Annotated in this window: 18 protein-coding genes, 1 tRNA gene and 1 pseudogene; 8 read left to right on the top strand and 12 right to left on the bottom strand. The window is 56.9% G+C overall.

The window, feature by feature from the left end; genetic code table 11:
• Positions 1 to 83 precede the first annotated feature (83 nt).
• Together DESFRDRAFT_RS17020 and DESFRDRAFT_RS17025 are read right to left on the bottom strand one after the other, a co-directional pair.
• Positions 84 to 2,264, bottom strand: coding sequence for a glutamine synthetase III family protein (locus DESFRDRAFT_RS17020; protein WP_005995998.1), 2,181 nt, complete (start codon positions 2,262 to 2,264; stop codon positions 84 to 86).
• 384 nt (positions 2,265 to 2,648) lie between these two features.
• On the bottom strand, positions 2,649 to 2,948 hold the full coding sequence (locus DESFRDRAFT_RS17025; RefSeq protein ID WP_005995999.1) for a MerR family transcriptional regulator: 300 nt from the start codon (positions 2,946 to 2,948) through the stop codon (positions 2,649 to 2,651).
• 175 nt (positions 2,949 to 3,123) lie between these two features.
• Between DESFRDRAFT_RS17025 and DESFRDRAFT_RS17030 the strand changes: the two genes are divergently transcribed.
• The 3 genes from DESFRDRAFT_RS17030 to DESFRDRAFT_RS17040 all read left to right on the top strand — a co-directional run bounded on the left by DESFRDRAFT_RS17030 (position 3,124) and on the right by DESFRDRAFT_RS17040 (position 5,000).
• Positions 3,124 to 3,945: an alpha/beta fold hydrolase gene (locus DESFRDRAFT_RS17030; protein WP_005996001.1), complete on the top strand. Its 822-nt coding sequence runs from the start codon at positions 3,124 to 3,126 to the stop codon at positions 3,943 to 3,945.
• 159 nt (positions 3,946 to 4,104) lie between these two features.
• Complete coding sequence (locus tag DESFRDRAFT_RS20870; protein WP_005996004.1) at positions 4,105 to 4,539, top strand: antitoxin Xre/MbcA/ParS toxin-binding domain-containing protein; 435 nt, start codon at positions 4,105 to 4,107, stop codon at positions 4,537 to 4,539.
• Positions 4,539 to 5,000 (top strand): RES family NAD+ phosphorylase, encoded by a 462-nt coding sequence (locus tag DESFRDRAFT_RS17040; RefSeq protein ID WP_005996006.1) that lies wholly within the window; start codon positions 4,539 to 4,541, stop codon positions 4,998 to 5,000. Before DESFRDRAFT_RS20870 ends, DESFRDRAFT_RS17040 begins: the two co-directional genes overlap by 1 nt.
• A 134-nt stretch (positions 5,001 to 5,134) precedes the next feature.
• Here DESFRDRAFT_RS17040 and pheT read toward each other — a convergent pair whose 3' ends face one another.
• The 7 genes from pheT to DESFRDRAFT_RS17075 form a co-directional block, all read right to left on the bottom strand.
• Entirely contained in the window at positions 5,135 to 7,540 is a 2,406-nt protein-coding gene (pheT, locus tag DESFRDRAFT_RS17045) for a phenylalanine--tRNA ligase subunit beta (protein WP_005996008.1), read from the bottom strand.
• A gap of 151 nt (positions 7,541 to 7,691) precedes the next feature.
• Positions 7,692 to 8,738, bottom strand: a complete 1,047-nt coding sequence (pheS, locus tag DESFRDRAFT_RS17050; RefSeq protein WP_005996009.1) for a phenylalanine--tRNA ligase subunit alpha — start codon at positions 8,736 to 8,738, stop codon at positions 7,692 to 7,694.
• A gap of 1 nt (position 8,739) precedes the next feature.
• The gene (gene rplT, locus DESFRDRAFT_RS17055) at positions 8,740 to 9,093 is read right to left on the bottom strand and encodes a 50S ribosomal protein L20 (RefSeq protein WP_005996011.1); all 354 of its coding nucleotides are present in this window, start codon (positions 9,091 to 9,093) and stop codon (positions 8,740 to 8,742) included.
• Between the two features lie 40 nt (positions 9,094 to 9,133).
• Positions 9,134 to 9,331, bottom strand: a complete 198-nt coding sequence (rpmI, locus tag DESFRDRAFT_RS17060; RefSeq protein WP_005996013.1) for a 50S ribosomal protein L35 — start codon at positions 9,329 to 9,331, stop codon at positions 9,134 to 9,136.
• 24 nt (positions 9,332 to 9,355) lie between these two features.
• A complete protein-coding gene (infC, locus tag DESFRDRAFT_RS17065) occupies positions 9,356 to 9,898 on the bottom strand; it encodes a translation initiation factor IF-3 (protein ID WP_043795160.1) in 543 nt (180 codons plus the stop codon).
• On the bottom strand, positions 9,879 to 11,822 hold the full coding sequence (gene thrS, locus DESFRDRAFT_RS17070; RefSeq protein WP_005996016.1) for a threonine--tRNA ligase: 1,944 nt from the start codon (positions 11,820 to 11,822) through the stop codon (positions 9,879 to 9,881). The genes infC and thrS overlap by 20 nt, the downstream gene beginning before the upstream one ends.
• Before the next feature lie 79 nt (positions 11,823 to 11,901).
• A tRNA-Val gene (locus DESFRDRAFT_RS17075) sits at positions 11,902 to 11,976 on the bottom strand.
• A gap of 509 nt (positions 11,977 to 12,485) precedes the next feature.
• Here DESFRDRAFT_RS17075 and DESFRDRAFT_RS22325 point away from each other — a divergent pair.
• The 5 genes from DESFRDRAFT_RS22325 to DESFRDRAFT_RS22340 all read left to right on the top strand — a co-directional run bounded on the left by DESFRDRAFT_RS22325 (position 12,486) and on the right by DESFRDRAFT_RS22340 (position 14,722).
• Complete coding sequence (locus tag DESFRDRAFT_RS22325; protein WP_233489643.1) at positions 12,486 to 12,665, top strand: hypothetical protein; 180 nt, start codon at positions 12,486 to 12,488, stop codon at positions 12,663 to 12,665.
• A gap of 369 nt (positions 12,666 to 13,034) precedes the next feature.
• The gene (locus DESFRDRAFT_RS22330) at positions 13,035 to 13,340 is read left to right on the top strand and encodes a hypothetical protein (RefSeq protein ID WP_144005068.1); all 306 of its coding nucleotides are present in this window, start codon (positions 13,035 to 13,037) and stop codon (positions 13,338 to 13,340) included.
• Between the two features lie 123 nt (positions 13,341 to 13,463).
• Complete coding sequence (locus DESFRDRAFT_RS17080) at positions 13,464 to 13,976, top strand: hypothetical protein (RefSeq protein WP_043795154.1); 513 nt, start codon at positions 13,464 to 13,466, stop codon at positions 13,974 to 13,976.
• A 153-nt stretch (positions 13,977 to 14,129) separates the two neighbouring features.
• A complete protein-coding gene (locus tag DESFRDRAFT_RS22335) occupies positions 14,130 to 14,432 on the top strand; it encodes a hypothetical protein (RefSeq protein WP_144005069.1) in 303 nt (100 codons plus the stop codon).
• Positions 14,433 to 14,521: 89 nt separating this feature from the next.
• A complete protein-coding gene (locus tag DESFRDRAFT_RS22340) occupies positions 14,522 to 14,722 on the top strand; it encodes a hypothetical protein (protein WP_144005070.1) in 201 nt (66 codons plus the stop codon).
• A 70-nt stretch (positions 14,723 to 14,792) separates the two neighbouring features.
• On the opposite strand, the pseudogene DESFRDRAFT_RS23030 reads toward DESFRDRAFT_RS22340, so the two are convergent.
• The 3 genes and pseudogenes from DESFRDRAFT_RS23030 to DESFRDRAFT_RS22590 form a co-directional block, all read right to left on the bottom strand.
• Positions 14,793 to 14,936 (bottom strand): annotated as a pseudogene (locus tag DESFRDRAFT_RS23030) (AbrB/MazE/SpoVT family DNA-binding domain-containing protein); the annotation flags it as partial.
• Positions 14,937 to 14,972: 36 nt separating this feature from the next.
• Positions 14,973 to 15,542 carry a TRADD-N-associated membrane domain-containing protein gene (locus DESFRDRAFT_RS22345; protein WP_005996018.1) on the bottom strand — a complete coding sequence of 190 codons (570 nt, stop codon included), beginning with the start codon at positions 15,540 to 15,542 and terminating at the stop codon, positions 14,973 to 14,975.
• A gap of 202 nt (positions 15,543 to 15,744) precedes the next feature.
• On the bottom strand, positions 15,745 to 16,564 hold an 820-nt coding region (locus tag DESFRDRAFT_RS22590; RefSeq protein ID WP_005996019.1), incomplete at its 5' end, for an ATP-binding protein.

Here is a 16,564-nt window from a genome sequence, read left to right on the forward strand (position 1 = left end):
CAACGGCCGCGCGTCAGCCATAAAAAAGGCCGCCCCGAAGGGCGGCCTTTTTCTCCGGGCAAGCCCGGTACGGTATCGCGTTTCTAGCGGATGAAGAGCATTTCCTGGTAGCTCGGCAGGGACCACAGGTCGTCGGCCACCACGGCTTCCAGCTCATCGGCCACGGCGCGCACGTCCAGCATGGCCGGCAGAATCGTGTCGCACATGTACTTGGCCTCGGCCAGGGTGTCGTCGGTGCTGTGCTCCAGAAGCTTCTCGAAGGAACCCACCCTCTCCTGCAGGTCGCGCAGCTTGGCGGTGACGCACTCCAGGGTGGTCATCTTGAAGTCGTGCCCGATGGCCTTGAGGCTGGCGCAGGTGGCGGCCAGCTCGCCCTGATAGCGCACGGCGGCCGGGAAGATGATGGTCTTGGCCATGCGCACGACCAGGGCGGCCTCGGTCTGGATGGTCTTGACGTACTGCTCGAGGTAGATCTCCTTGCGGGAGGCGAGCTCGGCCTCGCTGAAGATGCCGTAGGTGGTGAAGAGCTTGACCACCTCGGGAGTGGTCAGCACCGGCAGGGCGTCGGGCGTGGTCTTGAGGTTGGGCAGGCCGCGCTTCTCGGCTTCGGCGTGCCACTGCTCGGAGTAGCCGTCGCCGTTGAAGACCACGGAATCGTGCTCCTTCATGAGCTCCTGGATCACGGTCTGCACGGCGCTGTTGAGCTTGCTCGGGTCGCCGGCGGTGGCGGCCTCGAGCTTGGTGGCGATGAAGTCCAGGGACTCGGCCATCATGGCGTTGAGCGCCACCTGGGGACCGGCGATGGACTGGGAGGAGCCCACGGCGCGGAACTCGAAGCGGTTGCCGGTGAAGGCGAAGGGGCTGGTGCGGTTGCGGTCGCCCGGATCTATGGGCAGCGGCGGCAGGGTGTCGACGCCGATGTTCATGAGGCCCTTCTGCTTGGAGCTCTCGACCTTGCCCTTCTTGATCTGCTCGAAGACGTCGGTGAGCTGCTCGCCGAGGTACACGGACATGATGGCCGGCGGGGCCTCGTTGGCGCCCAGGCGATGGTCGTTGGAGGCGCTGGCGACGGTGGCGCGCAACAGCGCCCCGAACTTGTGCACGGCGCGGATGGCGGCGGCGCAGAAAACCAGGAACTGGGCGTTCTCGTGCGGGGTGTCGCCCGGATCGAACAGGCTGCCCAGGTCGGCGTTGCCGATGGAGTAGTTGAGGTGCTTGCCCGAGCCGTTGATGCCGGCGAAGGGCTTTTCGTGCAGCAGGCAGATGAGGCCGTAGCGCTTGGCCACGGTACGCAGCACGGTCATGACCATCTGGTTGTGGTCGGTGGCCAGGTTGCCGGCCTCGAAGATCGGGGCGATTTCGAACTGGCTGGGGGCCACTTCGTTGTGGCGGGTCTTGACCGGAACGCCGAGCTTGTAAAGCTCACGCTCGACTTCCATCATGAAGGCCAGCACGCGGCGGGGAATGACGCCGAAGTACTGGTCCTCGAACTCCTGGCCCTTGGCCGACTTGGCGCCGAAAAGGGTGCGGCCGGCAATCAGCAGGTCGGGGCGGGAGAAGACGAAGTTGCGGTCGATAAGGAAGTATTCCTGCTCGGGGCCGGCATAGGACACCACGGGGAGCTTGGTGGTGACGCCGAAAAGCTTCAGGATGCGCATGGCCTGCTTGTTAAGCGCCTGGTTGGAGCGCAAAAGCGGGGTCTTCTTGTCCAGGGCCTCGCCGGTCCAGGACACGAAGGCCGTGGGGATGCACAGGAACGTGCCGTTGGGGTTTTCCAGGATATAGGCCGGGTTGGTCACGTCCCAGGCGGTGTAGCCGCGGGCTTCGAACGTGGTGCGCAGGCCGCCGGAGGGGAAGGAGGAAGCGTCGGGCTCGCCCTGGATCAGCATCTTGCCGGAAAATTCGGCCACGGCCCCGCCCTTGCCGTCGGGGACCAGGAAGGCGTCGTGCTTTTCGGCGGTCAGGCCGGTGAGCGGAAAAAACACGTGGGTGAAGTGGGTGGCGCCCTTTTCGATGGCCCAGTCCTTCATGGCGTTGGCCACGGCGTCGGCGATGGACGGATCGAGCTTCTGGCCGAGCTCGATGGTCTTTTTCAGCGACTTGTAGACGTCCTTGGGCAGCCGTTCGCGCATGACCTTGTCGCTGAAGACGTTGCTGCCGAAAACATCGGTGGGCTTGGTCTCGCTGAAGTTCAGCGGGGCATGGGACGGCTTGTAATTGATGATGGCCGAAATCGCGTCCAGCCGAGCCTTGATTCCGCTCATAGGATCCTCTTGCATGTGTTGAACAGGTTTCTCGCCATGGAGCCGCGATCCGCATCCGCGGCCGGCTGTCGCAGCAGCGGGAGCATTGCGACAAACATGGCGGATACGCGACGCGGCGTTTCCACGCCGCCCGTCCGGAACCCGGACATAACTTCCAGCACGGCCGGCAGTTATTAAAAATTTCCCGCCTCTCGCCGCCCGGCCAGTCTCTCTCCACGACCGTCGGCGAAGTCTCAATAATGTAAAAATCAGGGTACGTCCATAGCCAATACCCTTGATTCGACCGGCCGGAGGCGATCCGGCCCCGGGCGCGGCGCGGCGTCCGTTCGAAACGGACGTGTAACCGATTTTCAATATGCGTTTTTTCCGGCGAAACAAAAAGGGTCAGACGTCGAGCAGCCGCCGGATGGCCGTCAACTCGTCGTAAATCTGACGCAAAATCGGGCCATCCCGGCCGTCGTCGGCCAGACGGCGTCTCGCGCCGTCGATGGTGAGCTTTTCCTCGTAGAGCAGGGTCTTGATGCGACCGATCAGCTCGAGGTGCTCGTCGGTGTAGAGGCGCTGCCCCTTTTGGGTGCGCACCGGGGTCAGCTGTGGAAATTCGGTCTCCCAAAAACGCAGCACAAAGGGCTTGAGTCCCGTCAGACCGGCGACTTCGCCTATCTTGTAGGTCCGTTGCGGCATATCCGGTGTTCATGCGCCAGACGCCTTCCCGGGTCAACCCTGTGGAGCGGCGCCCTTTACAAACGCCCGGAATGCGCTACCTGCCGGAAGTATGTGACGTACCCGCGCCCGGCCGGCGGCCGTATCGGTCCCGCCCCGGCCTGGACGAGGGCGCAGCCCAAAGGAGGATGCGACAATGGCGACCATCACCACTCAGGACGGCACGACATTGTATTATAAGGATTGGGGCACGGGTCAGCCGGTGGTTTTCAGCCACGGCTGGCCGCTTACCGGCGACGCCTTCGAGGACCAGATGTTCTTCCTGGCCTCCCACGGCTACCGGGTCATCGCCCACGACCGGCGCGGCCACGGCCGCTCCGACCAGACCTGGCATGGCAACGACCTGGACACGTATGCCGACGATCTGGCCACGCTGACCGAGGCCCTGGACCTCAGGGAGACCATCCATGTGGGGCATTCCACCGGCGGCGGCGAGGTGGTCCGCTATCTGGCCCGGCACGGTTCGGCCCGGGTGGCCAAGATCGTGCTCATCGGCGCGATCCCGCCGCTTATGCTCAAGACCCGGGACAATCCCGGCGGCCTGCCCATGGAGGTCTTCGACGGCATCCGGGAAGGCGTCCAAAACGACCGTTCGCAGTTCTTCAAGGACCTCACCCTCCCCTTCTACGGCTACAACCGGCCCGGAGCCAAGGTCTCGGAAGGCGTCCGGGAATCCTTCTGGCGCCAGGGGATGCTGGCCGGCCTTGCGGCGGCATACTTCTGCATCAAGGCCTTTTCGGAAACCGACCAGACCGAGGATCTGAAGAAGATCGACGTACCGACGCTGTTCCTGCACGGCGACGACGACCAGATCGTGCCCATCGACGCCTCCTCCCGGGCGGCGGTCAAGCTGGTCAGGGACGCGAGGCTTACGGAATATCCCGGTGCGCCCCACGGCCTGTGCACCACGGAAAAGGACAAGGTCAACGCCGACCTGCTGGCCTTCATCAAGGGTTAGCCGGCTTCTCCCCCAGACGCAAAAGAGCCCCGACGCCTCGCGCCGGGGCCCGCCACACGCCAAAGGCTAACGGTTTGAGCGCATGGGGACTCCGAATGATCCCACTTCCTTGACATGGCTGAGTGCCGTCTTTATGAGTCTGAGAAGGAGATTTTCCACATGCCTGTGTATCCGAAACTGAAACAATCAGTTTCTTCCCGTTTGGGAAAGCAGACCGCCCGGTTCTGGGTGAAGCGGGATACTCCTTCCGGCGCTTTTGAACTCTGCGAAGAAAAGCGCTCCCGCGCAAGCTTAACCTACAGTAGCGTCAGAACAAGAAGCACTACTTGCGGTGTATGCTCTCAGAAGTACCAGCTAAAAAAACGTGAAAATTCCGCGATATACACTGAAAGCATAGAGGATATCTCTCTCATTGCCGACATCATCAAGCGTGCGACAGAAGTCTTTGGCAACAAAGAAAAGGCACAGCAGTGGCTCTCCAAGCCTCTATCCGTATTTCATAAAAAATCGCCCCTTCAGTATGCCGAGACAAAAGAAGGCGCGGACTTTGTCCTGGATATCTTAGGGCGTATCGAATACGGCGTCTTCAGCTGATGATCGGTTGGCGCGTCTTCCAAACGCGGCATGCCACAACAGCGCTGTCTGGTGAAGGCGCGCAAAAATACGGCGGGCGTTGGAACACCAAAGGCAAGGCTCTCGTCTACTCGGCCGCGACCCTATCCCTGGCGGCGCTCGAAATCCTCGTCCACGTGCAAGACTACACACTCCTTGCCGCAGCGCCATACAGTTGCATCCGACTGGAGTTCGCGCCCACGCTCGTGACGGAAGTAACTTTGCAGGGCTTGCCCGCCGATTGGCAGACCATTGAACATCCCGAATGCAAACGCATCGGCGATGCCTGGATCAACCAGGGGCAAACACCCGTGCTCGCCGTGCCGAGCGTCGTGATACCCCAGGAAACAAACTACCTGTTAAACCCGAACCATCCCGACTTCACAGCCATCCTCGCTTTTCCGCCACAACCCTTTTCCTTCGACATGCGGTTGCTCAAATAATCCTCAACAGGGCTATGGAGTTTCGCCGCAACGCTTCCGCTCCACGCGACGCAAAAGAGCCCCGACGCCAGCGCCGGGGCTCTTCCATTCGTATCGTCGCCACGCGTACGCGACGCCGGCGACCGCCCTTCCCGCTACGGACGGGTCACGGGCAGCGCGGCCAGGACGGCCTTGGCGAGCGCCTCGTGGACCTTGTCCACTTCCTTGTCCTTGAGCGTCTTTTCCAGGTGGCGATAGGTGATGCGAAAGGTCAGCCGGCGCTCGGCCTCCCCTTCGGGCTCGTAGGCGTCGATCAGCACCACGTTCTCGAAGATCGGCGCCTTGGCGGTCCGGATGGCGGCCAGCACCGCGCCCACGGTCACGCCGGCCGGCACGGCCAGGGTGATGTCGCGGCGCACGGGCGGGAATCCCGGAAGCGGCGCGAAAACCGTCTTTTGGGCATCGACCAGGACCCGCAAGGCATCGATATCCAGTTCGGCGATCCACAGCGGACTTCTGGCATGAAACGCGTCGGCCACCTCGGGCGTGACCTGGCCGATGAGCCCCAGGCGCACCGGACCGCAGGTCACATCCACCTGCGGCGCCAGCCAGGGCTGGTCCTCGACCCGGGAAAAGGTCGGCTCGGGCAGATGAAAATGGGCAAGAAGTCCTTCCACCAGCCCCTTGATGTCGGCATAGCCGGCTTCCACGTCCTTGGGCCAGGGCCAGGCTTCGGGATGGCGCGCGCCGTGGAGCGCGATGCCCATCCGGCCGGCCTCCCGAGCCGTGGAGTCCGAGGCGACGTCAGCGGTGAAAATCCGGGCCACTTCGAACAAGCGCAGGTGGGCATTGCCCTGGGCCAGGTTGTGGCGCACGGCGCCGAGCAACCCCGGGGCCAACATGGGGCGCATGACGTTTTGGTCTTCGGAGAGCGGATTGGCCACCGAGACGCGACAGGCCGCATCCAGGCATAAGAGGTCGAGGTCGCCGTGGCCGACAAAGCTGTAGTTGACCGCCTCGCGAAGCCCGAAGCCCACGGCGTAAGCCCGAAGCCTCGCCCAGAAGCCGAATTCCGTCTCGGGCGCGGCGTCGTCCAGGGACTTGGACACCCGGGGAAGCTTCGGCGCGATGCGGTCCAGGCCGTACACCCGCCCCACTTCCTCGATGAGGTCCGCCTCGCGCTCGAGGTCCAGGCGGTACGACGGCGGGGTCACGGCCATGGTTCCGGACGGATCGGTGTCCGTCAGCTTGCAGCCCAGCGCGGTAAGCGTCTTGCGGCAAAAATCCTCGGGCATTTCCTCGCCCAGAAGCAGGCTGGCCCGGGCCGGACGGAAACCGATGCCGCGCGGGGTGTAGGGATGGGGTTCGGCCACAGCCTCGCCGGGCAGGACCGTGCCGCCGGCGGTTTCGAGCATGAGCGAAACTGCGCGGTGCATGGCGTACACCGAGCCGACCTGGTCCACGCCGCGTTCGAAGCGGTAGGAGGCCTCGCTCGGCAGGGACAGCCGCCGGGCGGTCTTGCGGATGGCGCCCGGACGGAACACGGCGCACTCGAGCAGCACCTCGGTGCTGTCGGAGCCCATCTCGCTGTTTTCGCCGCCCATGACCCCGGCCAGGGCCACGGGCTTCTCGGCGTCGCAAATGAGCAGGTCCCGGGCGGTGAGCAGTCGCTCCTGGCCGTCGAGGGTGGTCAGCTTCTCGCCCTCCGCCGCGTTTCGCACCTTGACCGTGTTTCCGGCGAGCTTGGCCCGGTCAAAAGCGTGCAGCGGCTGGCCGAGTTCGAACAGCACGTAGTTGGTGGCGTCGACGATATTGGAAATGGGGCGCTGGCCGATGGCCAGAAGCCGCCAGCGGATGCGCTCCGGCGAGGGGCCGACCGCGACGCCGGTTAAAAGCTTGGCCCGGTAGACCGGGCACTGCTCCGCGTCCTCTATCTCGATGGCCACCTGGGTCGCGGCGTCGGGGCCGGACTCGGGATAGGACACCTCGGGCAGGGTGAGCGGCAGGTCGAAAGCCATGGCCACTTCCCGTGCGATGCCAAGGACGCTTAGGCAATCGGCCCGGTTGGGCGTGATGGAAACGTCGAGCACGCAGGTGTCGAGGCCCAGGGCGTCAGGCAGGCTCCAGCCAACGGTCGCGGACTCGGGCAGGACCATGATGCCGCCGCTTCGCTCCTCGGCCAGCCCCAGCTCCGATTCGGAGCAGATCATGCCCTCGGACACCTGGCCGCGAATCTTGCTTTTTTTGATGTGGAGGCCGCCCGGCAGGGTCACGCCGACCGTAGCCACGGGCACATGCTGGCCGGCGGCGACATTGGGCGCGCCGCACACGATGGGAAGCGGCGCTTCCCCGCCGACGTCCACCGTGCAGCAGGACAGGTGGTCGGAGTCGGGATGGGCCTCACAGGTGAGCACCTTGCCGACGACCACCGAGGCGATCTCCTCGAAAGGATTTTTGATCTCCTCGATTTCCAGGCCGAGCATGGTCAAACGGTCGGCAAGTTGCTGGGGAGTGCCCTCATAGGGCGTGAATTCGCGCAGCCAGGCTAAACTGAGCAACATGATGTGTGTGCCTCCGGCGGCCGGGGAGGGAACCCCTTTTTGCAAAAAGGGGTTCCCTCCCCGGACCCCACCCTCCCGAAAAACTCTCAAGGAGAGCCAGGGAGGAATGTCCCGACGGCGTCGGGAGGGTGCGGGAAAGGACCCCTGGAAATTAAAACTGGCTTAGGAACCGAATATCGTTTTCAAAAAACATGCGCAGGTCGCCGATGCCGTACTTGAGCATGGTCACGCGCTCCACGCCCATGCCGAAGGCGAAGCCGGTGTAACGCTCGGTGTCGTAGCCCACAGCGGCGAAGACGTTGGGGTCGACCATGCCGCAGCCCAGGATCTCGACGAAGCCCGTGCCCTTGCACACCCGGCAGGTGCCGGTCTCGGTCTCGCCCTTGCCGCCGCAGATGACGCAGGAGATGTCGACCTCGGCGCTCGGCTCGGTGAAGGGGAAAAAGCTCGGCCGAAAGCGCACATTGGTTTTCGGACCGAAAATGCGGCGCACAAAGGCGGTCAGCGTGCCGCGCAGATCGGCCATGGACACGCCCTCGTCCACGAGCAGCCCCTCGATCTGATGGAACATGGGGGTGTGGGTCAGGTCGGAGTCGCGGCGGTAGACCTTGCCCGGGGCGATGACCGCGACCGGGGGCTTCCGGGCCAGCATGGTGCGGACCTGCAAGGGCGAGGTGTGGGTGCGCAGCACCACGTTGTCCGTGATGTACAGCGTATCCTGCATGTCCCGGGCGGGATGCTCGGGGGGCATGTTGAGCGCCTCGAAATTGTAGTAGTCGGTCTCGATCTCGGGCCCGGTGACGATGGAAAAGCCCAACTCGCCGAAGGCCTTGCAGATTTCCGCCGTCACCAGGGTGATGGGGTGCACGCTCCCGGCAAAAGGCGTCAGCCCCGGTTCGGTGGGATCGAACCCGGCCAGGGCGGCGGTCTGGGCCGCCCGGTTCAGCGCCGCGAGCCTTCCGTCGTACAGGGAGGTCAGCGACTGCTTGACCGTGTTGGCGGCCTGTCCGGCCGCGCGGCGGGCATCGGGGTCGAGGCCCGGGAGCTGGGACATGAGCGCGGCCAGCCGGCCCTTGCGCCCCAGGTAGGCGACCCGGATTTCCTCGAGGTCCTCAAGCGCCAGGGCCTGGTCGAGACGCGCGGCGCACTCCCCGACCAGGCCCTCTAGCTCGGCAACGAGCGTGGGTTGGCTTCCCAACTTAATTCACCTTGGCTTTGGCCAGCTCCGCCAGCTTCTGGAAGCTGTCCTTTTCGCGCACGGCCATATCGGCCAGGACCTTGCGGTCCAGCTCCACACCGGCAAGGGTCAGCCCACGCATAAAAACGCTGTAGGACAGGCCGTTCTCGCGGGCGGCGGCATTGATGCGGATGATCCAGAGCTTGCGCATCTGGCGCTTGCGCTGCTTGCGGTCACGGTAGGCATAGGCCAGCGACCGTTCGGCAACCTCGCGGGCGGTTTCGTAGAGGACTCCGCGGGCTCCGACAAAGCCCTTGGCCATCTTCAAATATTTCTTGTGCCGCTTATGGGCGGCTTGTCCACGTTTGACGCGCATGATCGGGCTCCTTTAGCGTGGTATGATCAGCCCAGGTCGCCTAGGCGTAGGGCAAAAGCCGGCGCACGGCCTTCTCGTTGGCCTTGTCGACCAGGGTGCCCTGGCCCAGGCGGCGGGTGCGCTTGGCGTTTTTCTTGGTCAGGATATGGCGCAGGTTCTGACGGCGACGGGCGAACTTGCCGGAACCGGTCTTGGTGAACCGCTTGGCCGCGCTGCGGTTGGTCTTCATCTTGGGCATATCGGACTCCTTGGACGCGACCGCTTACACGGGCGCGGGCGTTTTCTTGATTTGCGGGGCAAGCAGCATGGTCATCATGCGGCCTTCGGTGCGCGGCTCCTGCTCCACCTTGGCCAGGTCCCCCAGATCAGCCACGACGCGGGACAAAATAAGTACGCCCCGGTCCTTGTGCACGATCTCGCGTCCGCGGAAGAACACCGTGACCTTGCAACGGTCCCCTTCTTCCAGGAAGCGGCGAATGTGCTTGAGCTTGGTCTGGTAATCGTGCTCGTCGGTCTTGGGCCGGACCTTGATCTCCTTCAGCTGTACCGTGGAAGCCTTCTTGCGCGCCTCCTGCAGCTTTTTCTGCTGCTGGTACTTGAAACGGCCGAAGTCCATGATCCGGCACACGGGCGGATCGGCGTTGGGCGCGACCTCGACCAGGTCGAGTCCCTTTTCCTGCGCCATACGCAGCGCCTCGCTGGTGGGGATGATGCCCACCTGGGCGCCGTCGTCGGCGATCACCCGCACTTCACGGGCACGAATCCGGTGGTTACACCGGGGATCACTACTGGGAGCGGAAGTTATAGCGCATACCTCCACGCTTAAACGGTTCCAGGCAATCGGCCGTGATCATGAGCACAATCTCGTCCAGGGACTTGACGCCAAGATTCTCCCCGGACCGCAGCCGCACGTTCAGGCCGCCGAGTTCCTTTTCCTTGTCCCCCGCCACAAGCATATAGGGGACCTTCTCCATCTGGGCCTCGCGAACCTTGAAACCCAGCTTTTCGTTGCGCTCGTCCAGCTCGACCCGAATACCGGCCTCGGCCAGCTTGGCCTTAGCCTCTTCGGCAAATTCCTTCTGGGCGTCGGTAACGATGAGGATGCGCGCCTGCTCCGGCGACAGCCATGTGGGCAGGGCCCCGGCCGTATGCTCGATGAGCACGCCCAAAAACCGCTCCACCGCGCCGAGGATCACCCGGTGCAGCATGACGGGCCGTTTGCGCTCCCCATCCGCATCCGTATAAACGAGGTCGAAACGTTCCGGCAAGGTAAAGTCGCACTGCACCGTGGCGCATTGCCAACGGCGCTCTAAGGCATCCTTGAGCTTGATGTCAATCTTCGGCCCGTAAAAAGCGCCGTCACCCTCGTTGATGTCGTAGGGAAGCCCGAGCGACTCCATGGCGTCGATGAGCGCCTTGGTGGCGCGATCCCAATCCTCGTCCGAGCCGATGGACTTCTCCGGACGGGTGGACAGATCCACTTCGTAGTCAAAGCCGAAAAGCGCCACCACATCCTGGACGAATTTGATCACGCCCGTGATCTCGTCAAGAAGCTGATCGGGGCGGCACAGGATATGGGCATCGTCCTGGGTGAACTGGCGCACGCGCATAAGTCCGTGCAGCACGCCCGACTTTTCGTGGCGATGCACCACGCCGAGTTCGAAGTAGCGCTGGGGCAGATCGCGGTAGCTGCGCACGCGCGACTTGTAGATGAGCATGTGCGACAGGCAGTTCATGGGCTTGATGCCGTAGGCCTGCCCGTCGATCTCGGTAAAATACATGTTCTCGCGATAATTGTCGTAATGCCCGGAGCGCTCCCAGAGTTCGCGGCGCAGGATAAGCGGGCCGCGCACGAGCTGGTAGCCGCGCCGCAAGTGCTCCCGGCGCTCGAAATCCTCGAGAATCGTGCGAATCAGCTCGCCTTTGGGATGCCAGATGGGCATGCCGGCGCCGACCTCTTCGGAAAAGCTGAACAGATCGAGTTGGGTGCCGAGCTTGCGGTGATCGCGCTTTTTGGCTTCCTCGAGATGGCGCAGATACTTCTTGAGGTCCGCGTCCGAGGCGAAGGCGGTGCCGTAAATGCGCTGCAGCATGGGGCGCTTTTCGTCGCCGCGCCAGTAGGCCCCGGCCACGGAGAGCAGCTTGAACGCCTTGACCGCGCCCGTGGTCGGCACATGGGGGCCGCGGCACAGGTCGGTGAACGTGCCGTGGCGATACAGGGAAACCGTGTCGCCCACGATGTTCTCGTCCATGATCTCGAGCTTGTAGACCTCGCCTTGGGAGGCGAAAAGCGCCTTGGCGTCGGCCTTGGGCACGAAGGTGCAGGAGAAAGGCGCGTTGGCGGCAATGCTCTTTTGCATTTCCGCCTCGATGGCCTCGAGATCTTCAGGCGTAAAGGGGCGCTCGAAAGCGAAATCGTAGTAGAAGCCGTTCTCGATGGACGGCCCGATGGTGACCTGGGCGGCGGGAAAAAGCTTCTTGACGGCCTCGGCCATGATGTGGGCGGTCGAGTGCCGTATGATGGCCAGCCCTTCCGGGGAATCGGCCGCGACCGGCGCGAGATCCCGACCCCCTTCCGGAAGAGGCGCGGTCAAATCAAGGGGCTTGCCGTCGACCAGACAGGCCACGGCATTTTTCATGCGCTTGCCGGAGATGCCCCGGGACAAAACCTGGCCGCAGGGTTCGCCGGCAGCCGCCTCCAGGGATGAATCCTCTATAGTGACCAGCACGTTGCCTTCTTTGGGTGGCGCTACCACCCTATCGCTCTATAAAGAAAGGGAGGCCGAGGCCTCCCTGTTGGTCGCACGCTGGTAGGACCGGGGAGATTTGAACTCCCGACCTCTTGCGTGTCAAGCAAGCGCTCTCCCCCTGAGCTACGGTCCTATAAACAGAATCAGGGAACAGGCTAAATGCCCCAAACTCGTCCCGAAGTCAACCCCAAATCTTTCGTTCCCAAGAAAAAGTTGGGGGCCAAAACCGTTGGCTTCGTTGGCGCGTCGTTGGCTCGGGGTAAGTACGGATTTGGTACGGGGAGGTCAAGGGGTTTGTTGGGATTTTTTCACGGAGGAAAGAGAAACGGGGATTGGAGAGGTTTGGAGATGATAAATAGTTAGTGATTTTAGTATATTAACGACACGAGCTATGGAGTTACATGGTGCAGGTGAAATTGGTATTTTCAAAAAGTTAAACTTAGATAAATCGATTGGAATGAGCAACTGGCTGAAAATAATAGATATAAATTTACATTTTTTTCTTGAAAACGCATTCAATATTCTGCTACTCTGTATATAAACGCCTTTCCAAGGACGCCGATTCATAAAACAAATAAATCTAGGGCCTTAGCTATGGACGAAAAGATTCGTTGTCCGTTTTGCGACTCTGAGAAGACAACTATGTTCAATAGCAATGTTACTGAGTTGGACTACGCCTGTCGCGATTGTGGCAAGCAGTGGAAAATAACAAGTAGCACGGGAAAAATAATAAAAATTGGTTCAGCAATTTTAACTGGTGTTTTAACTGTTGCCATAGGGCTATTCAGTGGAGACTCAAATGGTTCTGATGGCAGCGATTAACGATGCAAAAATAAATATCAATACAGTTCGGCAACAAACTTGCATCAGGAAGGTGGTCTACCAATGCCTACAGTAGATACAAGCCTATTTGATCCAGTAGCATTGAAATATACAAAAACTGAAAAAAGATGAAAAACAATTTGCATCTGCCATTCTATACCAAGCCTTACCTGCAAGAATGTTATTATTTTTTGGACCAACTTATCATAAAGAAAATATAATCAGATATTATGGCCGCCTAACAAGTTTTCGCTTGATATTAGAAAAATTCCAATACACCACAAAAGAACTTTTAATCATGAAAATAGCTACATTGGTAACAAGCATGCTTCTGACGATAATAATTATGGCTACTTATTGACTGGGAAAATGGCATTCAAAAGTGCTACAAAATATCTAAACGATCCAAACGGCAACTCAATATCATTACTTTATACAGCAATTTTAAGCATTGACACAGTAAAATCACTTGGCCTACCCCAACATATACAGTTAAGAATAGTAGAGATTGAAGATGACTTAATATTCAGAGTATACGCCAGTAAAATGCGAAAAATAATTTTACCAACAAGAGCCTCTGAGCTGAAAGAAAGAATGAGAACAGCTTTCCATTCTCAAGAAGAATTTGTATCACTTTTTAAGGCAATATTCTCAAGACAGGAGACAGGCAGTTAGACTAGAAAAGACGAGGCCTCCTCTAGTTCATTATTCAAAAATTGACATTACAGTTCGTATGGAATTGATTTTTTTTGATTATAGCTTTCCAAAATGAATAACCTCCAGAAGGAAGGGTTAACCATGTGTGAACGCATGGATCTTGAAATGCTTGAAGGGATAACTAAGTCTATTGGCGAACTTAAGGAAATAGAACGGGATAATGATTCTATAACATTTAAGTATCGAGACAAAGACGGAGACGATATTCCAGGGTTTATACAGCTTCTCAATGAAGAAAGAGCTGTGGCAACTATCCTGATGTCTGTACCAGATACCCATAGCGTGAGCGCAATGATTGTAAGCAATATCTATAACAATGACCATAATGCTCACGGCACCTTTGCCTACACGACAAAAGTTGGCGATGACAAGTGGATAATAGCACTGGAGTCACACATCGGCACAAGAGGAGGAGTCGAGGATGCGGCGATCCGCCATCAATTAAGGCGACTCGTCGATCAGATAAATGCTTTCGAGCGAACGATGGTCCAGGGGATTCAGGATGTCGGGCCAGATTCCTCTTTCCTAAAAAGTGGGTTCTGGGAAGCCCTTGGTAGCCTCGCTGGGGGATTCTTTCGCGGGTACAGTTCATAACATGACGAAATCGAACAAGCCACTATACTTTGCTTCGTTTATTCTCAGTGCACAACAGAGATTAGCATTAACCAAAAACATGAAACTCAGTAATTATGATAGAAATACGATCTTTTACTTTGCTATAGCATAATTCTTGCATTGGAGATTCCAATGGTAAATTTATTTTCCATATTCAATTGGTGGAAAGGTGAAAAATACGGAGAAACAATTGGAAGTGCCATGCAAAGAGGAAAATCGCTTGAGGATGCCATTCGAGAAGCATATAATACCCACGGAGCGATATCTCCTTCTGCTATTACTACATATTATTTTTCGCAATCCCCTTTCTTCCTCAGCCTGTCAGGCGTTGTCAGTGGATATTACAAACAAAAAATAGGATTTTATGGCTATAATTTATTTAAATCATTAAAACAAGTCTCCAAGGAAATGCTTTCAAATCGCCATTCGCCCTAACATCTAATATTTTTGATTATTGAAGGCCTACTAAAGTACGAATTTATGCAATAATTATGCATGCCACCTAGACGAATGGACGCAACATTATGAATCATATAATAAAAACTCTTATCCACCATGGAACACACTTGGCTAACAAACATCCTAAAGCCGCTGTTGTTGGTAGTATAGCAGGCGCGGCTATTTCAGTTGCCACAGGAGGATTAGGAGTAATTGTAGCAGGGGTATTGATAGGCGCAGTTGCTGGTGCTGCTGCAGGTGAGGTGATCGAAGAAATTAAGAAATAAAGCCCCACATTCCATCTTCCCAGGACGACGTGGGCCATGACGCGCAACTATTCCCAAACAATCCAGCTAACTACTTCTTTTCCAGAACGATCTTCCCCTCTTCCAAGCAGGAGACCTTGAACTCATCACCCTGCTTGAAGCCGCAGTTGGCCAGGAGCGTTGGGGATAGACGAAGACCATTCTTCGAGAGCTTGGTATTACCGGAAACCGTGCGTACACCCGTACATTTTCTCTAAATCTTATCTTACCGCTAGGATCCGTTGTTGCACGAAGCGTTCAACAGCCCTTTTGAAAGTTCAATTTTTGTATCATCTTGTTTACTTGGATCATCTATGAGACTGCAAGCTAAAAAAGCTATGCTTGCCTGTTGCATAACTACAAGCTTATCATGAAACCTATTTATTTGCTTCAAACTTTTATTATACATATAGAAAAAAATCCCTGAAATAAATTCCGTCAACAGACCTGCACCCGCCGAAAGGTACGCAATATCCACTTGCCCGTTCATAACCATCGAAAAATACACACCGAGACCGATACCAAATAAAATCAGCATAAAACCTAACACAGCAACAATTTGACAAAGTCGAAAACTTTGCGCCGCCTGGATTCTAGTCTGTGCTATATATCCATCAAGTGCAGAAATATTTGTCAATAAAACATACTTAAAAATATCGTTCCCACTCGCAGCTTCTAACTTCGCTGCATAATTCTCTCTTTCAACTCTAGACCTTTCTGTAGTCTGCTTAAGAAGTTGAACAGATACACGAATCAAATCTGTAATATTAAAAGGATCAACCAGCGTAGTTATAAAACTCATTTACAACCTCACGTACTTAGCGTGAATCCATTTAACTACAAAGTGCAAGGGTTGATCGTTGTAAATATTGACTTAAAGCAGTTATTTGATGCTGTTAAACAACTCGTCTTTGCATTATTCTTTACCCACAGACAAATAAAGACCCACGCCAAACATTTTTTTTGGACAACGTGGGCCATTTTCATCCATATAGTAAGGATCATCATAATGTCGTTCGATTACCGAGCTGTACTCCTTCATTTTCTGCAATTAATCGAACATGGCCGCGCATAAGACTATTCGAGAATCGCTTATATCTATATCGTATTTCATCAGTTCCTCCACGCTTTGGAGTATTAATTATGATTTTGCCATGATTTTCAGTCCCAAGACGCTGCAATCGTATTCCAAGTGTTTTATCATCTGGTAATGTCCACAACATTCTCTTCCCAATTGTTCTACAGTGCTCAAATAAATCATTTGTTCTCATATCTACACAATCTGCATCAGCCAAAGCCCAAACCAAATGTCGATTAACATCATCTTGTCGTTGTGTTGCTGTGTTATATGTATTCATCAATTCTTCAATACTGCTTGCCACTGCTCTCGATATCGCTTGCCTGTAAATACGATCTGATATTTGTTTTTCCCTGTTAATAACAGCCTCATGGAGCAACGATTTGCCAATCAAATGTGCAAAATGAGGATATCCGTTCCCGATGATTGCTACCCTATAAAGTATATCTTTGGCAACCTCAACGCTTACTGCTTTTGCTGCCTCATTAACAATATCAATCAAATCTTGTGCAGCTAAGGGTGTAAGGCTTATTTCGCAAATATAACGGGGTACAGAAGCATGCGTCCCAATTAACTCATGGACGCTACTTGCTATCCCTATCAACATTAAGCGAGTATTGAATTCTTGATCGCAACTTTGTTTTATTAAGTGGGCCAAAAAATTCCTATCGTCCTTTTGCATCTCTTCTAGTTCGTCAATGATAACGACTGTCCTTTTTTCTCCTTTAAAATATTCCTGGTTACCC

It is taken from the genome of Solidesulfovibrio fructosivorans JJ], assembly GCF_000179555.1.
Taxonomy (GTDB): Bacteria; Desulfobacterota; Desulfovibrionia; order Desulfovibrionales; family Desulfovibrionaceae; genus Solidesulfovibrio; species Solidesulfovibrio fructosivorans.